7 protein-coding genes are annotated in these 16,218 nt (G+C 59.7%); 3 read left to right on the top strand and 4 right to left on the bottom strand.

Features of this window, described 5'->3' with window-relative positions; genetic code table 11:
• Positions 1–104: 104 nt before the first annotated feature.
• On the bottom strand, positions 105–2,105 hold the full coding sequence (locus VG146_05630; GenBank protein HEV2391828.1) for an LTA synthase family protein: 2,001 nt from the start codon (positions 2,103–2,105) through the stop codon (positions 105–107).
• A 183-nt stretch (positions 2,106–2,288) separates the two neighbouring features.
• Here VG146_05630 and VG146_05625 point away from each other — a divergent pair, with 183 nt between their 5' ends.
• Positions 2,289–3,086: a 3-ketoacyl-ACP reductase gene (locus VG146_05625; protein ID HEV2391827.1), complete on the top strand. Its 798-nt coding sequence runs from the start codon at positions 2,289–2,291 to the stop codon at positions 3,084–3,086.
• Positions 3,087–3,119: 33 nt separating this feature from the next.
• Here the strand turns inward: VG146_05625 and VG146_05620 are convergent, their stop codons facing one another.
• From VG146_05620 to VG146_05610, 3 genes are all read right to left on the bottom strand, one after another.
• A complete protein-coding gene (locus tag VG146_05620) occupies positions 3,120–9,098 on the bottom strand; it encodes a DUF4214 domain-containing protein (GenBank protein ID HEV2391826.1) in 5,979 nt (1,992 codons plus the stop codon).
• A gap of 315 nt (positions 9,099–9,413) precedes the next feature.
• Positions 9,414–11,393 carry a HEAT repeat domain-containing protein gene (locus VG146_05615; protein ID HEV2391825.1) on the bottom strand — a complete coding sequence of 660 codons (1,980 nt, stop codon included), beginning with the start codon at positions 11,391–11,393 and terminating at the stop codon, positions 9,414–9,416.
• Positions 11,394–11,408: 15 nt separating this feature from the next.
• The gene (locus tag VG146_05610) at positions 11,409–12,770 is read right to left on the bottom strand and encodes a Gfo/Idh/MocA family oxidoreductase (protein ID HEV2391824.1); all 1,362 of its coding nucleotides are present in this window, start codon (positions 12,768–12,770) and stop codon (positions 11,409–11,411) included.
• Positions 12,771–13,076: 306 nt separating this feature from the next.
• Here VG146_05610 and VG146_05605 point away from each other — a divergent pair, with 306 nt between their 5' ends.
• Positions 13,077–14,477 (top strand): DUF4912 domain-containing protein, encoded by a 1,401-nt coding sequence (locus VG146_05605; GenBank protein ID HEV2391823.1) that lies wholly within the window; start codon positions 13,077–13,079, stop codon positions 14,475–14,477.
• A complete protein-coding gene (locus VG146_05600) occupies positions 14,477–16,075 on the top strand; it encodes a 1,4-alpha-glucan branching protein domain-containing protein (GenBank protein HEV2391822.1) in 1,599 nt (532 codons plus the stop codon). Before VG146_05605 ends, VG146_05600 begins: the two co-directional genes overlap by 1 nt.
• The last annotated feature ends 143 nt before the right edge of the window (positions 16,076–16,218 follow it).

The following is a 16,218-nucleotide window of genomic DNA, read 5'->3' as shown; positions in this document are numbered from 1 at the left end:
GCGCCAGGTTCCCTCTCCCCGTCTGCGAGGAGAGGGTTAGGGAGAGGGGCTGTTCGCTGCTGACGCTTAAGACTTTCCTTGTCGGGCCCAACGGTTCAATGACTCTAATTGGGCTGCGCCGCTCGGGCCACCTTGGCGCTCGTGTCCAGGTGATAGCGCTGATGCATGTAAAGGTCATCAGCCACCTGAAAGATGGCTATGGCATTGTTCTCCAGCTCCCGGTCTGAATCCCCTGGCCGCGTGAGCGGTTTCATTTGCACCCGCTTCGGATCGCCGGAGTAGAATTCAACGGTCTTCATGAGACCCAGCACAACCATTCTCTCACCGCTCAGCATCCCAATGTCCCGATTGTGATTCAGAAACGCGCGCCCATCGCCTAGCCCGCATTTGAGGAGGTCATGCCCAAAAAAGAGCGTCTCATAAGGCCGCCCGATGAGGCCCAGCACCGTGGGCGCCACGTCCAGCGAACAGCCTAACTCCGGAATGCGCGCCGGCTGTTTGACTACCGCAGGGCCGGTAATCACCAGGGGAATTTCATACGAGAAAATAGGTATGCTCTGCTCCCCATACACTCGCGCCCCGTGGTCCGCCACCACGACAAAAATGGTGTTGGTCCAGAACGCCTCATGCCTGGCCTCGCGAAAGAATCTGCCCAGGGCAAAGTCGGCGTATTTGACAGCGTTTTCGCGCCGGCGCTCTTCGGGGTCTTCGGGGATTCGCCCTTTGGGATACGTGTAAGGCTTATGATTCGAAACCGACAGAATCGTTGCAAAAAATGGCCGGCCAGTCTGGGCCAGGGCCCGGAACTCCTCAATCGAGCGGGCGTAGAGGTCTTCATCGCACACACCCCAAATGGTGGTGAACGTGGGATGTTCGAAATGCTTCTCTTCGATAAAGCGGTCGTAGCCGTTGCGCACGGCGAAAGAGCGCATGTCATCAAATAAACCTCGCCCACCGTAAAGAAACAGTGTCGAGTAGCCGTCCCGCTTCAGGATTCGCGCGATGGTTTCGACGTTGTCCGAGAGGTTTCGTTTGACAATCGAATCCCCCGGCAAGGGCGGAAACGATGAAAGAACACCCTCCATCCCACGCACGGTGCGGTTGCCGGAGGCATAAATGTTGGTAAACAAAAGGCTCTCCTGGGTGGCAAGCTTGTCCATCTCCGGGGTGAGGCTCTGATTGGTCCGCCCCAGGCACCCCCAAAACTCCGAGCCGAGGCTCTCTTCGAGGAAAATAACCACATTCAATCGCGGGCGGGTCGAGGCCCCGGCAACACGACGCCGAATGGAATCGCCGGCCTCGACGAACTCCGCGCCTTTTTCAGCCAGCAACTTGCGCGCGCGCTCGTAGGCCTCGCCGCGGCCCATAGTTTTGTAAAAAGCCGAGTAGTCCAGATTATGCGTCCAGGCGGCGTCCACGAGGGACAGCAGATCGTTATTGGCGATCTCATTCAGGCTCCTGTCATTGCTCACCCGAACGCCATTGATGTGAACGGTCGGTAGAAGCAGGGCCGCCACTGCCAGGCCGGCGCCCAAGTGGAGCAAGCGGCCCCTGGCGCTAAACGGGCGTTCCCACAGGCGCGGAAAGAGCTTGCGCGCAACCATCAGCCAAACCAGGGCCAACACCTCGCAAACCCCTAAAACCACGGCCACGTGATACGATTCCCAGATGTTCACGAACACCTCGCGCGGAAACAACACGTAATCGATCGCCACCGTGTTGAACCGCGACCTGAATTCCTCAAAAAAGAAATACTCAACAAACAACAGGAAGATGCCGCCAAACCAGAATACAAACGAAGTTGCCCAGAAGAGCGCCCGATAAAATCTCGATTTTAGGCGCGTCTCGGACCTCACAGCGAGCCAAAACAAAAGCGGCAACGTGAGCAACAGCGCCGTCAGAAAATCGCGCTCCAGTCCAACCAGAAAAGCCAGGGCGTCCTCCGATACCGACAGCCCTGCCGGACGGAAGGCAAAGAACAGGACAAGCCGCAAGGCCAGCCAGCCCACGACCATGGACAGCAGCCAAAAGGCCGCAAATCCGTAGCGCGAGTGCCTCCAGGCAGGAGGCCGGTTCGAGGAATAATCGTTTAAATTCTGCTGCATGAGTGCGGCATAAACTTTATGCGCGAGAGATGATCAAAGAAAGAAGCAACTTTGCGGCACTGCCCTCCGTGCACTCCCTAACGCCGGCTGGCTGTGCTGGAAGTCGGCTGTACCGCTTGCGCGAGCCCGCAGCTTTTCCAACATAATCCTTTTTCTTCCCGCCTCCCGCCCTATCCTATCCCCATGAACGCGGTTGCCCTCGTCACAGGCGCTTCCCGTGGTATCGGACGCGGCGTCGCCCTCGAATTGGCCAGACTCGGCTGCGATTTGGCCATCAATTACGTTGCCAACGCCACCGCCGCCCAGCAAACACGGTCGGACTGCCTCCGCATTGCCAAGGCTGAGGGCAAAATCATCCGGGCCGAAACCTGCCAGGCCGATATTTCAACCGCAGCCGACCGCCTTAAACTGGTCGAGTTTGTCAAAACAGCCTTTGGCCGGATCGACCTTCTCGTTAACAACGCCGGTGTCGCGCCCGAAACCCGCAGCGACATCCTCGATGCCGGTGAAGACAGCTTCGATCGCTTGATGAATGTTAACGTCAAAGGCCCTTATTTCCTCACCCAACTCGTCGCGCGCTGGATGATCGAACAGCGCCGGCCCGGCAGCCCGCCTGCCCCATGCCGGCCCTCTATTGTCACCATCTCCTCTATCAGCGCCTACGCACCCTCGACCAATCGCGGCGACTACTGCATCGCCAAAGCCGCCCTCTCCATGCTCACACCCCTCTACGCCGCGCGCCTCGCCGAGCACGGCATCCATGTGTACGAAATCCGGCCCGGTCTCATTGCCACCGACATGACGGCGCCGGTCAGGGAAAGGTACGACCGCTTGATTGCCGAGGGTCTCACTCCCATTAAGCGGTGGGGTTCCCCCGAAGATGTTGGCAAAGCCGTCGCCGCTATCGCTCAAGGCCTCCTCCCCTTCAGCACCGGCGAGGTCATCAATGTCGATGGCGGCTTCCACCTCAAACGCCTCTAAAACCGAACTTGTTCGGCGACGCTTCCAGACTATTTAAAACGCAGCGGAACCCGCAATGATGTCGATCAGTTGCTCGTCAGTACCGCCGGCGCCAAGAAAGAGCGAGTAAGCGTTCACTTCGGCAACGGTGGGCGCCCGCTGCAGGAAGCGCCAGTAGAAAGTGGCGACCAGGTCCTGCCGGTATTCGGCAGAGCCCAACACCTCGGTGGCAACCTGGGCGGTTGTTGTCCCCGAGTTGAGCTGTTGAAGGAAGAACTGCTGCCCTACAGCGTCCAGTGGCCGGGCAAGGAGATCGATATAGAGCGCTTCGAGAAAACCCGCGTTGCTCCCGTTGCCGCGATTGGTGAAGTACTCCGGTGAACCGGTCAAAAAGGCAATGAGTTTTTCGTCAGTACCTCCATTCTGGAGGAAGTTCACCCCATAACTCAGGTCGTTTGGCTGAGCCGCCCGGTGCAGGAGCTGTTGATACAAGTTCTTAACCAGGTTCTGCAGGTACTCGTCTGTGGTTGTGAGATTGGCCACGACGTTGCTCCGGCTGCCGCCTGTCGCGAGATAATTCAACCAATAGGACTGTGAACCGGCATCCAAAGAACGCCCCAGCAGGTTTTGGTACAGTTGCCCGAGGAAACTGAGATTATCAATCCCCGGCGGGGGCGGGACCGCCACGCGATAGAATGTTTGTCCGTTCGACAATGTGTCTGAGAGTTGGAGGTAGCCCTCGTCGTCGGATTGAGTGGTGGCGAGCGTTCTCCAGGCCGTCAGCATGCCGAGAGTGCCCGCGCTTTCGAGCCTGTAATTCTGGCCGGCAGCGCCCTGGCCGGTGAGCACGAGGGTCCCGGCTCCCACGACATTCAGACCGCCCATCAAGGGCGTCACCTGTTCGCCCACGATGCCAATCTGACCGGTGTTACAACTGCGAATGCCGACCTGGTTCAATCCACCGAGCCGGTTTGTTGGGTCTGCGGCCAAGATGTGAATTTCGTCCCCCGTCAGATTCAGGTTGCCGCCGGTGAAAATAAAGCCGGAACCGCCCGCTCCCGCCGGAGAATCGAACCGCGCAAAAAAGCCGGTTCCCCCGGCCAGCGTGCCGGCGCCAATCAGGTTTCCGGTGAGCGTCAAGCTGCCCGCCCCACCGACAGCGAATGTTCCTGCACCCTGGAATTGAGAATTCAGATAAACCTCGACCCGCACCTGGCTGGCGCCCAGGCCGCTGAAATCCCCGTCCAACGTCAGGGTCCCGCCACTCCCGCCAAGCGACAGCGAGCCCGCCTGGACCCCCAGCACACCATTCACGTCGCCAACGGCATTGAAGGTAAGGCACACATTGGGGGCAAGGAGCCGCAACGGGGTGAACGCAAGGCTTATTCCGCCAACATGGTTAAGGTTTAGATCAACGCCGTCATTGCCACTCGAGCCGATCCCGTTGACCACCAACAGGCCACCATCGGTCTGGAGAGTGCCGTCACCGATGACAACGTGCCGGTTACCAAACATCCCCACCTCCGTGTCTTGGATGATCAGCGCCGAAGGCGGGCTCGAGCTTTGCGCCGTGAAATCGATGGCCGAGATAGCCAGAGGCCTAGGGGCCAATTCGAATAAGCATACGACCCGTTCAATGGTGCAGTTGGTCCCCTGGCAAGTGCAACCGTAGCGGCAAAAGCGCCAGCAGGTCAACCCCGGCCCCATGGTGATAGTGCATACGGTCGAAGTGGGGTTGGTGCAGCCCGGCGGGAAGAGGTCATTGACGTTAAACCAGGAACCGTTTGGAATTTGCTCAGAACTGATGGTGTTGTGATTTTCGTCCGTCACCCGCGCCACGACCGACGTCGCGCCTATCGCGGAGAAATCAACCATAACCATCGCGTTGGGTCCACCCTGATAGGTGCTGGTGCCCAGGAGATGATTGGGGTCGCCCGCGTACGGACCGGTGACGGTGCTGACCATCCCGGTGATGTCATAGTTTGGAAACGGGTCGAAATTCAGCACCAAGGAATCGGCTGCGCCCAGGTTGACATGGAAACCATCCTGACCACTCGGGCCAATATTGGATACCACCATCGAGATAGGGCCGTTGGTGCCGTGAGAGAGATTAAGGTCAGCATTACCCAAAGGCGCCGCAACGACGCCATCCACTATCGACCCCGGCAGCACGGTCACATTAAAGGAACAGGAGGGATTCTCATTGCAGCCGTCGTGGCCCTGGCACAAGACGGTGGTAGTGCCGATCGGAAAGAGACTGCCACTGGGCGGAGTGCAGGTGGTTTGGAAGCAACACAACGGGCAATCTGGAAATACCGTCATTGGCGGAAGAGAGTAATTGACCACCGCGCCGCCCGGGCTGGTGGCATAGACGGTAATGTCAGCCGGGCAAGTCACGCCGTACGGGGCGAAGCCTGGCGGCCAATTGAGCACCAACCAGGTGGGGCCTTCTACTGCCGGATTCCAGCTCTGGCCGCCATTCTGGCTTAATTCCTGTGAAAAGTTATAGAAGCTCTCCACCCGGGAGCTGCCGGTGGCATCCGTTGAGATTCCGGTGCGTCCCAGCGAAGGTTGTGTGAGACTCTGCCTCAAAACCAGGCCCTGAGGCAGAGTGCCTCCCGCGACGGTCCACTGGATGATTTGTGTGTCCAGAAACTGGCGGTCTCCCCAGTCGATGTTGCCATCACCGATAAGCTGGACCACCGCCGCAGCCGGGGCATTATACGAACTAAACGTGTTGCCGCCATCAAGCGAAAGCTGAAGGGACACTTGGCTGCGAAAATCGATTCTATTGGTTTGGCCGGAGGCCGGTGGCTGGATGGACCCGGTGAAGCCGAACCAGGTTTCATTGGAAATAACGAGGATTGCCCCCGTTGGAAGCATAAAGGTCTGTTTCGCGCCTGTGGGTATGACGTACTGGCCGCCACTGGGCGGCTGGTTCGGCGAGGCGACCGAGAGCACCTGGCTGGCGCCCTTCAGGTCAAAATGCAGGGACCCATTGCTGGCTGGTTGCCAGGTCTGGCCCCCATCGCCGCTCACTTCGAGAAACACGTCGAAAAAGCTGGTTATCTGGAACGACCCGTCAGCCAATCCTTGCAATGCAACTTGTCCGTCCGAACTCAGCGTCGGGCTGACCCGTAGGCGCACATTCTGAGACAAATCGCCTCCAGCGATGTCCATTTGTGTAACCTGCGCATCGAACATCTGAGTGGCTCCTTGCCGGATGCCTTGCATGAGCAGTCCAATGAGAGCCGGCACACGCGCCACATTGAAGGTCTGACCTCCATCCTGAGACCATTTCAATTGAACGACACTGTTGAATCGCTGCACTATCGGGAGCGAACTCGGGTCCAACAATGTCAGGTCGATCAGCCCTAAAAAGAAGCCCTGTTGCACATCCTTCACGACAATACCCCCGGGGAAAAGAGCGGACGCTCCGGGTGGACTGGCAAGCTGATCGGCAGGCGGCGGCCACAAAGGCGTAAACTCCGGCACAGGGGTCTGGACAGCCGGGTCCGCGCGCAGTTCCAGATGCACGCTCCCATCACCAGGGGTCCATGTCTGGCCGCCATCAGTGCTCACGTCAAAAAACACGTCCAGCAAACCGATCAGCAGGTTGCCGCCAATGCCGGTTCCCGGCGCGGTTCGAATGGCCGCCTGGCCGCTCGATGGCTGGGTGAGGCTGGCGCGCAACATCACGGCGGGAGGCAGATTGCTTCCCGCAATGTCCAAACGCACTACGCTCAGAGAATAAACCTCCTGGCCCGGAAGCTGGCCGGAGCCATTGTCCTGGATGTTCAGGACGAGTTTGGCCGGAACGCTCGCATGGGGGAACGTCGCTCCGTAGTCTGGAGACCAATCCAATTCGGCCGTGGCAGGCGTTTCGAGTGTCTCACTGCTGCCCGCCGGTGGAGGCACGATGCCGTTGGCAAAGTTGCGGAGGGTAAAATTGCTCACAATAATTCCTCCAACAGTTACGGGACTAAACTGAGCCGGTTCGAGGAACATTGCGCCCGGTGGCGGCAACAAGGGGCGGATGGAGAGAGTTTCCCGTGCCAGCGCCAGGTTGGGCCGCACCTGGACGTTGAAAGAGCAGGTCGAGTGCTCGCCGCATTCGTTGTCGGCGGTCACCGTCACGGTCGTGAGGCCTATCGGAAGCAGGGACCCAGAGGGCGGCGAGTACGCGATGCCAACCGTGCTTGGGGTGAACGGACAATCCCCATATTGGATAAGAAGCGGTGGATAGGTGACCACCGCCCCTTGAGCGCTGGTGGCTAGCACGCTCATATCGCCGGGACAGGTAATCCTTAGCGGCGCTCCGATTGGTGAGGGGGTAAGGGCTGCGGCCGCGGCGCTCGAGGCCGCCGTCCATGTCTGGCCGCCATCCAGGCTCAACTCGGTAAAGACGTCGAAGAAACTGTCCACCTTAAACCCACCACTATTGGGCTGCGGCGTAATACTGAGCCGGCCAGTCGAGGTGAGGGTGGGGCTTTGTCGCAGCATGATTCCCTGGGGCAGGCCGGTTACATTCAACTGCTGCAGGACTGCGTTGTAATAGGAAGTATCACCCCAGTTGATACCGCTTGGAGTGACCAGCATGGTCACGGCCGCCGTGCCGGCGGCATCTGTGTACGAGGCCCCGCCATCCAGCGAGATGCTCAGGTTGACTTGGGCTGTGAAACTTTGGACCAGGGGCTGGCCTGCCGCGGGCGGCGGGGAAGAAGCTGAAAAACCGCCTATGGTGTTGCCTGCTATCAGGACACCGGCCCTTGGACCGGTCTGATAAGCCAACGCCGGCAGGACGTATTGGCCCCCGGGCGTAGGCAGATTCGAGGAGGCAAATTGGCCACGTGGGCTGTTCGGTTGCAGTTGAAGATGGAGTGGACCGTTGTTTGCGGGCGCCCATGTCTGGCCGCCATCGGTGCTCAATTCGAGGAATACATCGAAGAAGCTGCTGAACTGAAAGCTTCCATCGCCGAAGCTCCGCAGCTCGGCCCCGCCATAGGAAGACAAGCTGGGGCTTTCGCGGAACATCAAGGCGGTCCCCGCCACAGTGGCGGAAAAATCCATTTGCGTGATTTCAGCATCGAACAGCCGTGAGGCCGATTCACTGATCTTGGCAAAAGAAAGGCTCATGTTTGCCGTGGTTCGGGTTTGAGTGAAAGTCTTTCCACCATCCACTGAGAGAGCGAAATTGAGAGTTGCGGTGTACGGCAGTATGGTCGGTGTTGTGCCCAGGGCAAGCGCTGTGCCATCGGTGACGGCTGAAAACAGGGTTTGCCGCAACCCTTGGATTACGATTCCGCCTCCAAAGGAAGCACGTTGCACCGCCGGCACCAGAAACCCATCATCGGGAGCAGGAAATAATGGCGTCGATTCGGAGACCAGTGTGCCTTCAGAAGGATTCGCCGGGTCCACCCTCAAATCCAAGTGCTGCGCGGGGGACATCGCCTGCCAAGTCTGGCCTCCATCGGCGCTGAAATCCAGGGAGACATTGAAAAAACTGCTTATCAGAAATCCGGCCGATCCTCCTGGCGCCGGTGTTAAGTTTACTTGGCCCGTGGAGGCCTGGCTGCCGCTTTGGCGGAGCATCAGGTTCCCGGGCAGCGGACCCAGCGGTTTGAACTCCCCAAGCACGGTCGAGTAGCCGTTGCCCGCCCCGGGAATGCCAATGGCCGTAAGGCTCACCGTCAACTCCACCGGAACAGCCACGTGACTGAACGTGCCGCCGCCATTAACGGACAGGTCAAAATCCGCCTGAGCATCGAGCGTTAGCGTCACGCTGGTCCCGGGCGGTGGAGCGGGAACGCTTTCGCTGAATTTCCCCAGCAGCAGGTTGCTCACAATGAGGCCCCCTGCAGGGGTGCCGATCCAGCTCCCAGGCGGCGCCACGTACAACCCTGGTCCGGGCGGCCACTGGTTCGAGGGAAAAAACAGAGCGCGAGAAGGCTGCGATTGGGCATCCGCTTCCACCACCCATACGCCCCAGGCGACCGCGGTAAGAAACAATACCATCGTTGTTTTCATATGCATTAGAAATCGTGGTTGGAACCCTGCGCAAAAGTGGAACCTGTCCTTCTGGGACAGACTCCCGCAGGGCGTTGAAGTGCTCTCAATCATGGCCGCTGCCCCGTCTGCGACAAACCCCCTAGCAAGGCGCGGCTAACGGTGGCGCCACTGCATGTCTAACGACGGGAAAACTGCCTAATAGGTACTATTCGTGGAGCTTAGTGTCAACTGAAACTGATAGATAGAGAGATACGAAGATGTGGGCAAAGAGAAGGCGCTTTGCCTCGCTTTGCCGGCCTTGCCAGGGCCACTCCAAAAGGCACTGCCCACCGGGCTGCGCTAGTTCCCTGCGCCTTTCTTTTGAGCCTGATCAAGCAGGGCTTGGGCGCGTTTGGCGAGGTCAGCATTGGGATTGCCTCGAGCGACTTTCTGCAACGGTTCGATCAGTTTGGGAGCGAGTTTGGCGGCGTCTTTGCCTTTGAGAATGTTTTCGGCAACGGTCACTACAGCATTGCCGGCCTCTTGTGCCGTTTCAGGCTGGTCGATAAACGGATTGATGAGCGCGAGCGACTCCGGCAGGTGAATCCCACCCAGGGCCGCCAGGAGCAGCCTCTTTTCTTCTGCCTTTTCCACCAACTTTGAGACCTCGCGGCACATCACCAGGCGTTGGGCAGCCGGCACATCGGGCTGGGAGGCGAACCGCAGATAGCCGCGCAGGGCTAAAACGTTATCGCCTGCCAAGCCGCCGGACTTGCGGGCCAGGGCCAGCAAGTCAGGGGCGGCATCCGGGGTGGGCCAAAGACTCAGGCTGCGCACGGCGGCCTCATGCACATCCAAATCAGGGTTATTGAGAGATTTGCGAACGGTTCTGAGCGCCTCCGAGCCGCCGATGGAGGTCAATACGCGCAGCAGGGCGCATTGTTTTGCAGAGTTCACCCGCGGCAGCCACGAGACGACGCTGTCAGCGCAGGCATTGGGGTTGGGCGCTTTTGCCGCCAGAGCAATGAGGGCGTGCTCAGCCCCATCGATATCTTCCGCTGAAGCCGTGCGCTCCAGAATCCGAAGAACGGATGGGATTTGGGCCGGCCCGGCCAGCTCGCCCAATTTCTGGAAAGCGGCAACTCGGACTCGCGGTTCGAGGTCCTCGGCCGCCAGAAGGACCTTTGGAATAGCTCCGGTGAGGCGGCGGCGCACGATCAGGTCCATCGCCAGAATGCGGCGGTCGGTCCCCTCGCGGGAAAACATCGCCAGAACGGCGGCATCGGCTTCTTTGCCGGGCAGACCACCCAGGGCCTCCACGGCGGTTTTGGCAACCGCCTCATCGTGGTCGCGAGTCAGCTCGACCAACACAGGCACCGCCAGCGGGTCCGCAATCTCCGGCAGCGCCCGGATAGCAGCCAGCCGCGCGTTCTGTTGGCCCTTCCTGGCCAGATCAAACAGGAACGGCAGCGCCTCGGCGCCGGCGCGTTTGCCCAGGGCCTGACTCAGGACGATTTGCCTGTCGGCGGGCATCTTTCCGAGCTCGGCCCCGAGTGCGGAGGTAATCTCGTGTCCAGGCATTTCCTGCGAGGTGCGGACCGCGGCATCGAACAGGGAAAAATCGTCGCTGCGCAAGGCTTCCAGGAGGAGCGGCAGCCCTTGCTCGCCCCGGGTGAGAATAGCGCCACGCCAGGCGCCGGTGCGGACCTGGTGCGGGGCCGAGGTGGCGCGGAGCCGGTCGTAAATGGCGAGAGCCTGTTTTCTGTGGCCAGTTGCCTCGAAGTTTTCGGCACAACGGAACAGACCTTCACAAATAGCGAGCTGATTCGGAGAGGGGCCCCCTGTCAGCGCTCGTTCCAATGCCTCTGCGGCAGATGAATTGCCGATACTCCCCAGGGCCCGGGCTGCAGCCTGCGCGACATCCGTATCCGAATTGGCCAGCAGTTTGGTGAGCGCCGGCACGGCTTTGGCATCGCGGCGCGCTCCCAAACTTCCTATAACACCGACCAATGGCCTGCCCTGGAGCGTCCCCATGGCCTCACGCAAGACTTTGTCCACGCGCGAGCTGGGAATCGTCTCGAGGCCGTAGCGGGCCATGTGGGACAGCTCCTCATTGGGCAGAAGCGACGCCAAAGAATCAACCGCGTCGCTTGTCCCGATACGAGCCAACTCGCGGCAGGCATCGGCCTTTTCCTTTCGGGACGCATCAGATTTGAGGAGGGCGCTCAGTCGCTTGACCTCCTCCTTGACGGATGGTTCGGCGGAATTGGCCGGCGCCGGAGTCCACGAGGCAAGCAACAAGACGGCTGCCAGCGTCAGATTTAGTCGGATGTTTATCATAACCATTTCCTGCGTTCAGATGATCCACGGTTCCCGCATGGCGCGTGACCTCAGCCGGTTGGCTTCCGCATCGTTCACGAATTCGGCTTTCGCCGGATTGAATTTCAAATCGCGTTTCAGCCACATGCAAATGTTAGCGGCGTGAACGGTGGACATCGAGCGGTACATCACCTCGGGATGGGCTACTGTTAGGCGGCGCGATTTAATGCAGTCGAAGAAATTGCGCACGTGGCTCATGGGCCGCTCCGTACGCGCCATGTAATCCTTGACCAATTTCGAAGAATCCTGCAACAGCGCTGGCGAGGAGACTTCCGGTTTAGGGTAGCCGTCGGCGATGGCGACCCAGCCCTCCTCGCCTTCGTAGCGGACACCACAAGAGCCGTGCCACCACTTGTCTCCGCGGGAAAGGATCATCTCGACGCCATTAGCGAACCGGGTGACCATGCCGTCACCGGTCGGGTTGTTCACATACCCGTATTCGACCGCTGAGGTATTGGCGGCGGAGATGGCGACCTGGCATTGGGCGAACGTGTGGGCGCCCCATTCCCCGATGCAACTCGTGTGGAAATCATAGTAGCCGCGCCACCCACCGCGGGTATAGGCGCTGTTATAGGGGCGCCAGGGGCAGGGACCGAGCCATTGGTCCCAATCCACTTCCTCACGCGGCGGCTCCGGTTCAGCCGCGAGCCAGTCGTACTTCATCTCCGCCGCGTCCCAAGGCGCGATATGGGCGCGCACGGTGTGGACCTTGCCCAATCGGCCAGTGCGCAGGAGTTCATTGGCGACGGTGAAGTTATCTTCACTAAGCCGCTGGGTGCCGGTTTGGTAAACGCGCCCATAGCGTTGCGCTGTTGCCACCACAGCCTGTCCTTCGGCTATTGTCATGCATGAGGGTTTCTCTGAATAGACATCCTTTCCTGCGCGCATCGCCATGATGGAAGCCGAGGCATGCCACCGATCACCCGTGGCTATCAGCAGCGCGTCGATATCCCGCCGTTCGGCCAGGAACTCACGCATATCGCGGTAAGTCGCGCAGTCCTTATTGCCATAGTGTCCGTCGATAATGCGCTTGACGGCTTCGCGTTGCGCGCGTTTGGCGTCGCAAACTGCCACAAACTGAATGTCGCGCTCGGGCAGCATCCAACGAAGGTCGTCGCTTCCGCGGTTGCCAATACCCAAGCCGCCCATCACGATGCGTTCGCTGGGGCGCACAGCCCCGTTGAGGCCAAGCGCCGAGCCCGGGATGATTGCGGGCACAGCCACCACACCGGCAGCCAGCGCCGAGCGCCTCAGAAACTGCCGCCGATTCAAAACGGAGCGGCTCAAGGGCGGCTGGCTGGGATGGGAATGCAATGGGAGTCTCGGCTTAGAGGTCATAGGCCTGAAGAGTTGTGACCGGTCGAACACAGGCTTCACATAGGGATTCAACTCCAAACCCAAGGCCAAGGACAAGCCTTTTGTCGTAATGTTCTGTTCTTGCGTCGCCTAATGCCTCAGTGACTGCGGGGCTGCCGGCTGAAGCCGGCGTTCCGGACGCGCGGAACGCCGCCTTTAGGCGGCAGCGCCCCGCCGTCACTAACCGATTACTGCGTCGCTTAAATTGGCGTTGCGCCTGCCGGTACAGCAACGTATTGTCTTGCCCGAAATCCGTTATTCTCCCGGCAGAGCGATAGTTGTAGGGGCATGAAATCGAAAAGAGCGCGTGATGGACAAAGGAAAGCGGCCAAAGGGGCGCTGCCATCGGGCTCCCCCCCAACTGCTCCAGCACCCAAGTTAAAGTTGAGGATACCCCCGATACTGCTCGAAGGAGATGAACCGAACGTGGCCACTTTGAGCGGTCCTGGACAAAAGTTCAGCCTCAGCCCAAATCCACTGATGGCAGCGCCGGGGGCGGAGACCGAGGAGCTGCCGGATGCCTATGGAACTGGCAGACTGACCCTGATGGCGCGGGACCCGCGGTGCCTGTATGCGCATTGGGACCTCACGTGGGAACAGCAACAGCGCTTTAACGGGCTTTCGGCGCACCGGCATCTGGTGATTCGCCTTTATCTCGAGCGCCGGGAGCTGCCGCCCATTTCCGAGCTCCATGTTCACCCTGAATCACGCCACTGGTTCATCCATATCGAAAAGCCAGGTGCAGGATACCTCGCTGAACTTGGCTTTTACCAGCCGGACGGAATGTGGCGGAGCATCGCGGTCTCGGCACCGGTGCAGGCGCCCCGAGATAGAGTTTCCGAGCAAACAACAGTCCAGTTTGCCGTTGTGGATACCGGTCCGTCTTCTGCCGAGACGAGACCCGCAGTGATCCAGTCGAAGCCCGCTGAAACGCCCGTGGGGCCTGCAGCGGTCCCAATCAACCCACCTCAACGAGAAGAACGCGCTGAGCCGATTAGAGAACTGCCGCCAGAAAGACCTTTCCCACTGCCGGAACAAGGGGGCGCCGAGGCGTGGCTCCTGGCCGCTCAGCCCTTCGCAATGGACCGCTTTGAACCGAGCCAGACCGAGCGTGTTGAGGAAAAGAGCCGGGAAGTATTTCCCGCAGTGTCGGAAGCATGGTCCGAGGAACAAGAACGGGCGTTGGCTGAACTGATCGGTTGGAGCCTGGTTCGCCGGGGGTGGCCCAACTCGGCTGAGCTGGTGGAGATGGCCCGAGGGCAACCAGAGATTCCCTCGCTCCAACTGGCCTTGCTGGGGATGTCCGCGCCGGGTGGCGGTTTGGGCCTCTCGATCCTCGAGGCCCTTGGCGCGCTGGGCATTTCCAGCCCGGCAGGCATTGCGCCAGGGCCGGAAAAGAGTTTTTGGTTCAACGTGAATGCCGAACTGGTGATTTATGGGGCCACGAAAGCGGATGCGCAGGTAACAATTGGCGGTCGAGTCATCCGATTGCGCCCGGATGGCACGTTCAGCTACCGGTTTTCGCTCCCGGACGGAGATTATCAATTGCTCATCCAGGCCACCGCCAGTCATGGCGAAGAGCGGCGGGCCGCCCTCGAGTTTCATCGCAGCACAAGCTATTCAGGAACGGTGGAGGCGCATCCGCAAGACCCGGCGCTGAAGCCCCCTGCCGCCGAACATCTCGACTGATGCAAGGCTATCTCTGCCTGGTGCTGCACGCCCACCTGCCTTTCGTGCGGCATCCGGAATGCGACAAATTCCTCGAAGAGACCTGGCTGTTCGAGACCATCACAGAATCCTACATCCCGCTAATGCAATTAATCGAGGGCTGGCGAAAAGATGGCATCGGCGCCCGGCTGACCTTTACTCTGACCCCCACCCTCTGCGCGATGTTGCAGGATTCCCTGCTCCAAACCCGTTACCGGCGTCACTTGGATGAGCTGATCGAATTGGCCGAAAAGGAAATCCATCGGACACTTTGGGAAAAGGACTACCACCAACTGGCCCAGTTGTATCATGAGCGGCTCGTTGCGACCCGCGATTTTTATCAGCAACAGGGGGGTGACCTCGTGGCATCCTTCCGGCGGGCTCAGGAACGGGGCCAATTGGAGATCATCACCAGCGCCGCTACCCACGCCCTCTTGCCGCTGTTAGCGGGGCACTTGCCCTCGTTGCGAGGCCAAATCCTTACCGCCCGCGATCAGTACCAGAGCTGCTTCGGCCAGGCGCCTCGAGGGATTTGGCTTCCGGAATGCGCCTATGCTGAGGGACTGGAAGGAGTCTTGAGCGAGGCGGGGATTGAGTGGTTCATTGTGGATTCCCACGGTCTCCTGCACGCCACACCACGCCCACGATACGGCATGTTCGCGCCTGTTCTGAGTCACAAGGGCATCGCCGCCTTTGGACGTGACCTGGCTTCCGCCAAACAGGTTTGGAGCAGGCAGGAGGGCTATCCAGGCAACCCGCGTTACCGTGATTTTTATCGCGACATCGGATTCGACCTGGATTTGGATTACCTCAAGCCCTATTGGGCTGCTCCCGATTGGCGCACTTTTACCGGAATCAAGTACCACCGGATTACCGAGAGCGGCCCGCATAAGGCAATCTATGAACGAGCTGCCGCGCTCCAAACTGCCGCTGAGCACGCCGCCCATTTCCTTACCGTCCGCATCGAACAGATTCAGCGTTTGAGAGCTATCCTGAACCGCCCGCCGGTTGTTGTGTCCCCATACGACGCTGAATTGTTCGGCCATTGGTGGTACGAGGGGCCTGAGTTTCTCGATTTCTTTGTCCGCAAGGCCTGGTTCGATCAGAAGATTTTGGAGCTGATCACCCCGTCGGATTACTTGCGCCGCCACGACCGACACCAGGTGGCTGCGCCTGCCTCATCGAGTTGGGGTGAAGAAGGCTACTGGCGCGTCTGGCTCAACGAAACCAACCAATGGATTTATCCCCACCTCCACGCGGCGCAGGAACGCATGACCCAATTGGCCCGCCGCTTTGGCGCACATGGCCAATCCGAAAGCGGCTTGCCAGACCCGCTCCAGGCCCGCGCCTTGAAGCAAGCCGGACGCGAACTTCTTCTGGCCCAGGCCAGCGATTGGCCGTTCATTCTCCGAACGGGTACCAATCCTGACTATGCTCGCAAACGAGTCAAAGACCATCTGCTGCGCTTCACGCGAATCTATCAACAGCTCGCCAATAACCATATCGCCGAGGCGTGGCTGAATGGCATTGAACAAACCGACAACATCTTTCCGCACCTGGATTACAGCTATTGGAAGTGACCGTACCAATCCGCGCGAAACGTCTTGGACTGCGCCAGTCCTCTGGCGCTTTTAGGCCGGGAGGTAGGGCCAAGCTGTGTCCGGGGGGCGTTTCGGTTACCGTGGGTTACCGTGGGTTACCGTAAGCGACCGTACGGTTACCG

The organism is Verrucomicrobiia bacterium, assembly GCA_035946615.1.
Lineage (GTDB): Bacteria > Verrucomicrobiota > Verrucomicrobiia > Limisphaerales > UBA8199 > DASYZB01.
The sequence above is the reverse complement of the archived record's forward strand: the minus strand, read 5'-3'. Positions and strand labels throughout refer to the sequence as shown.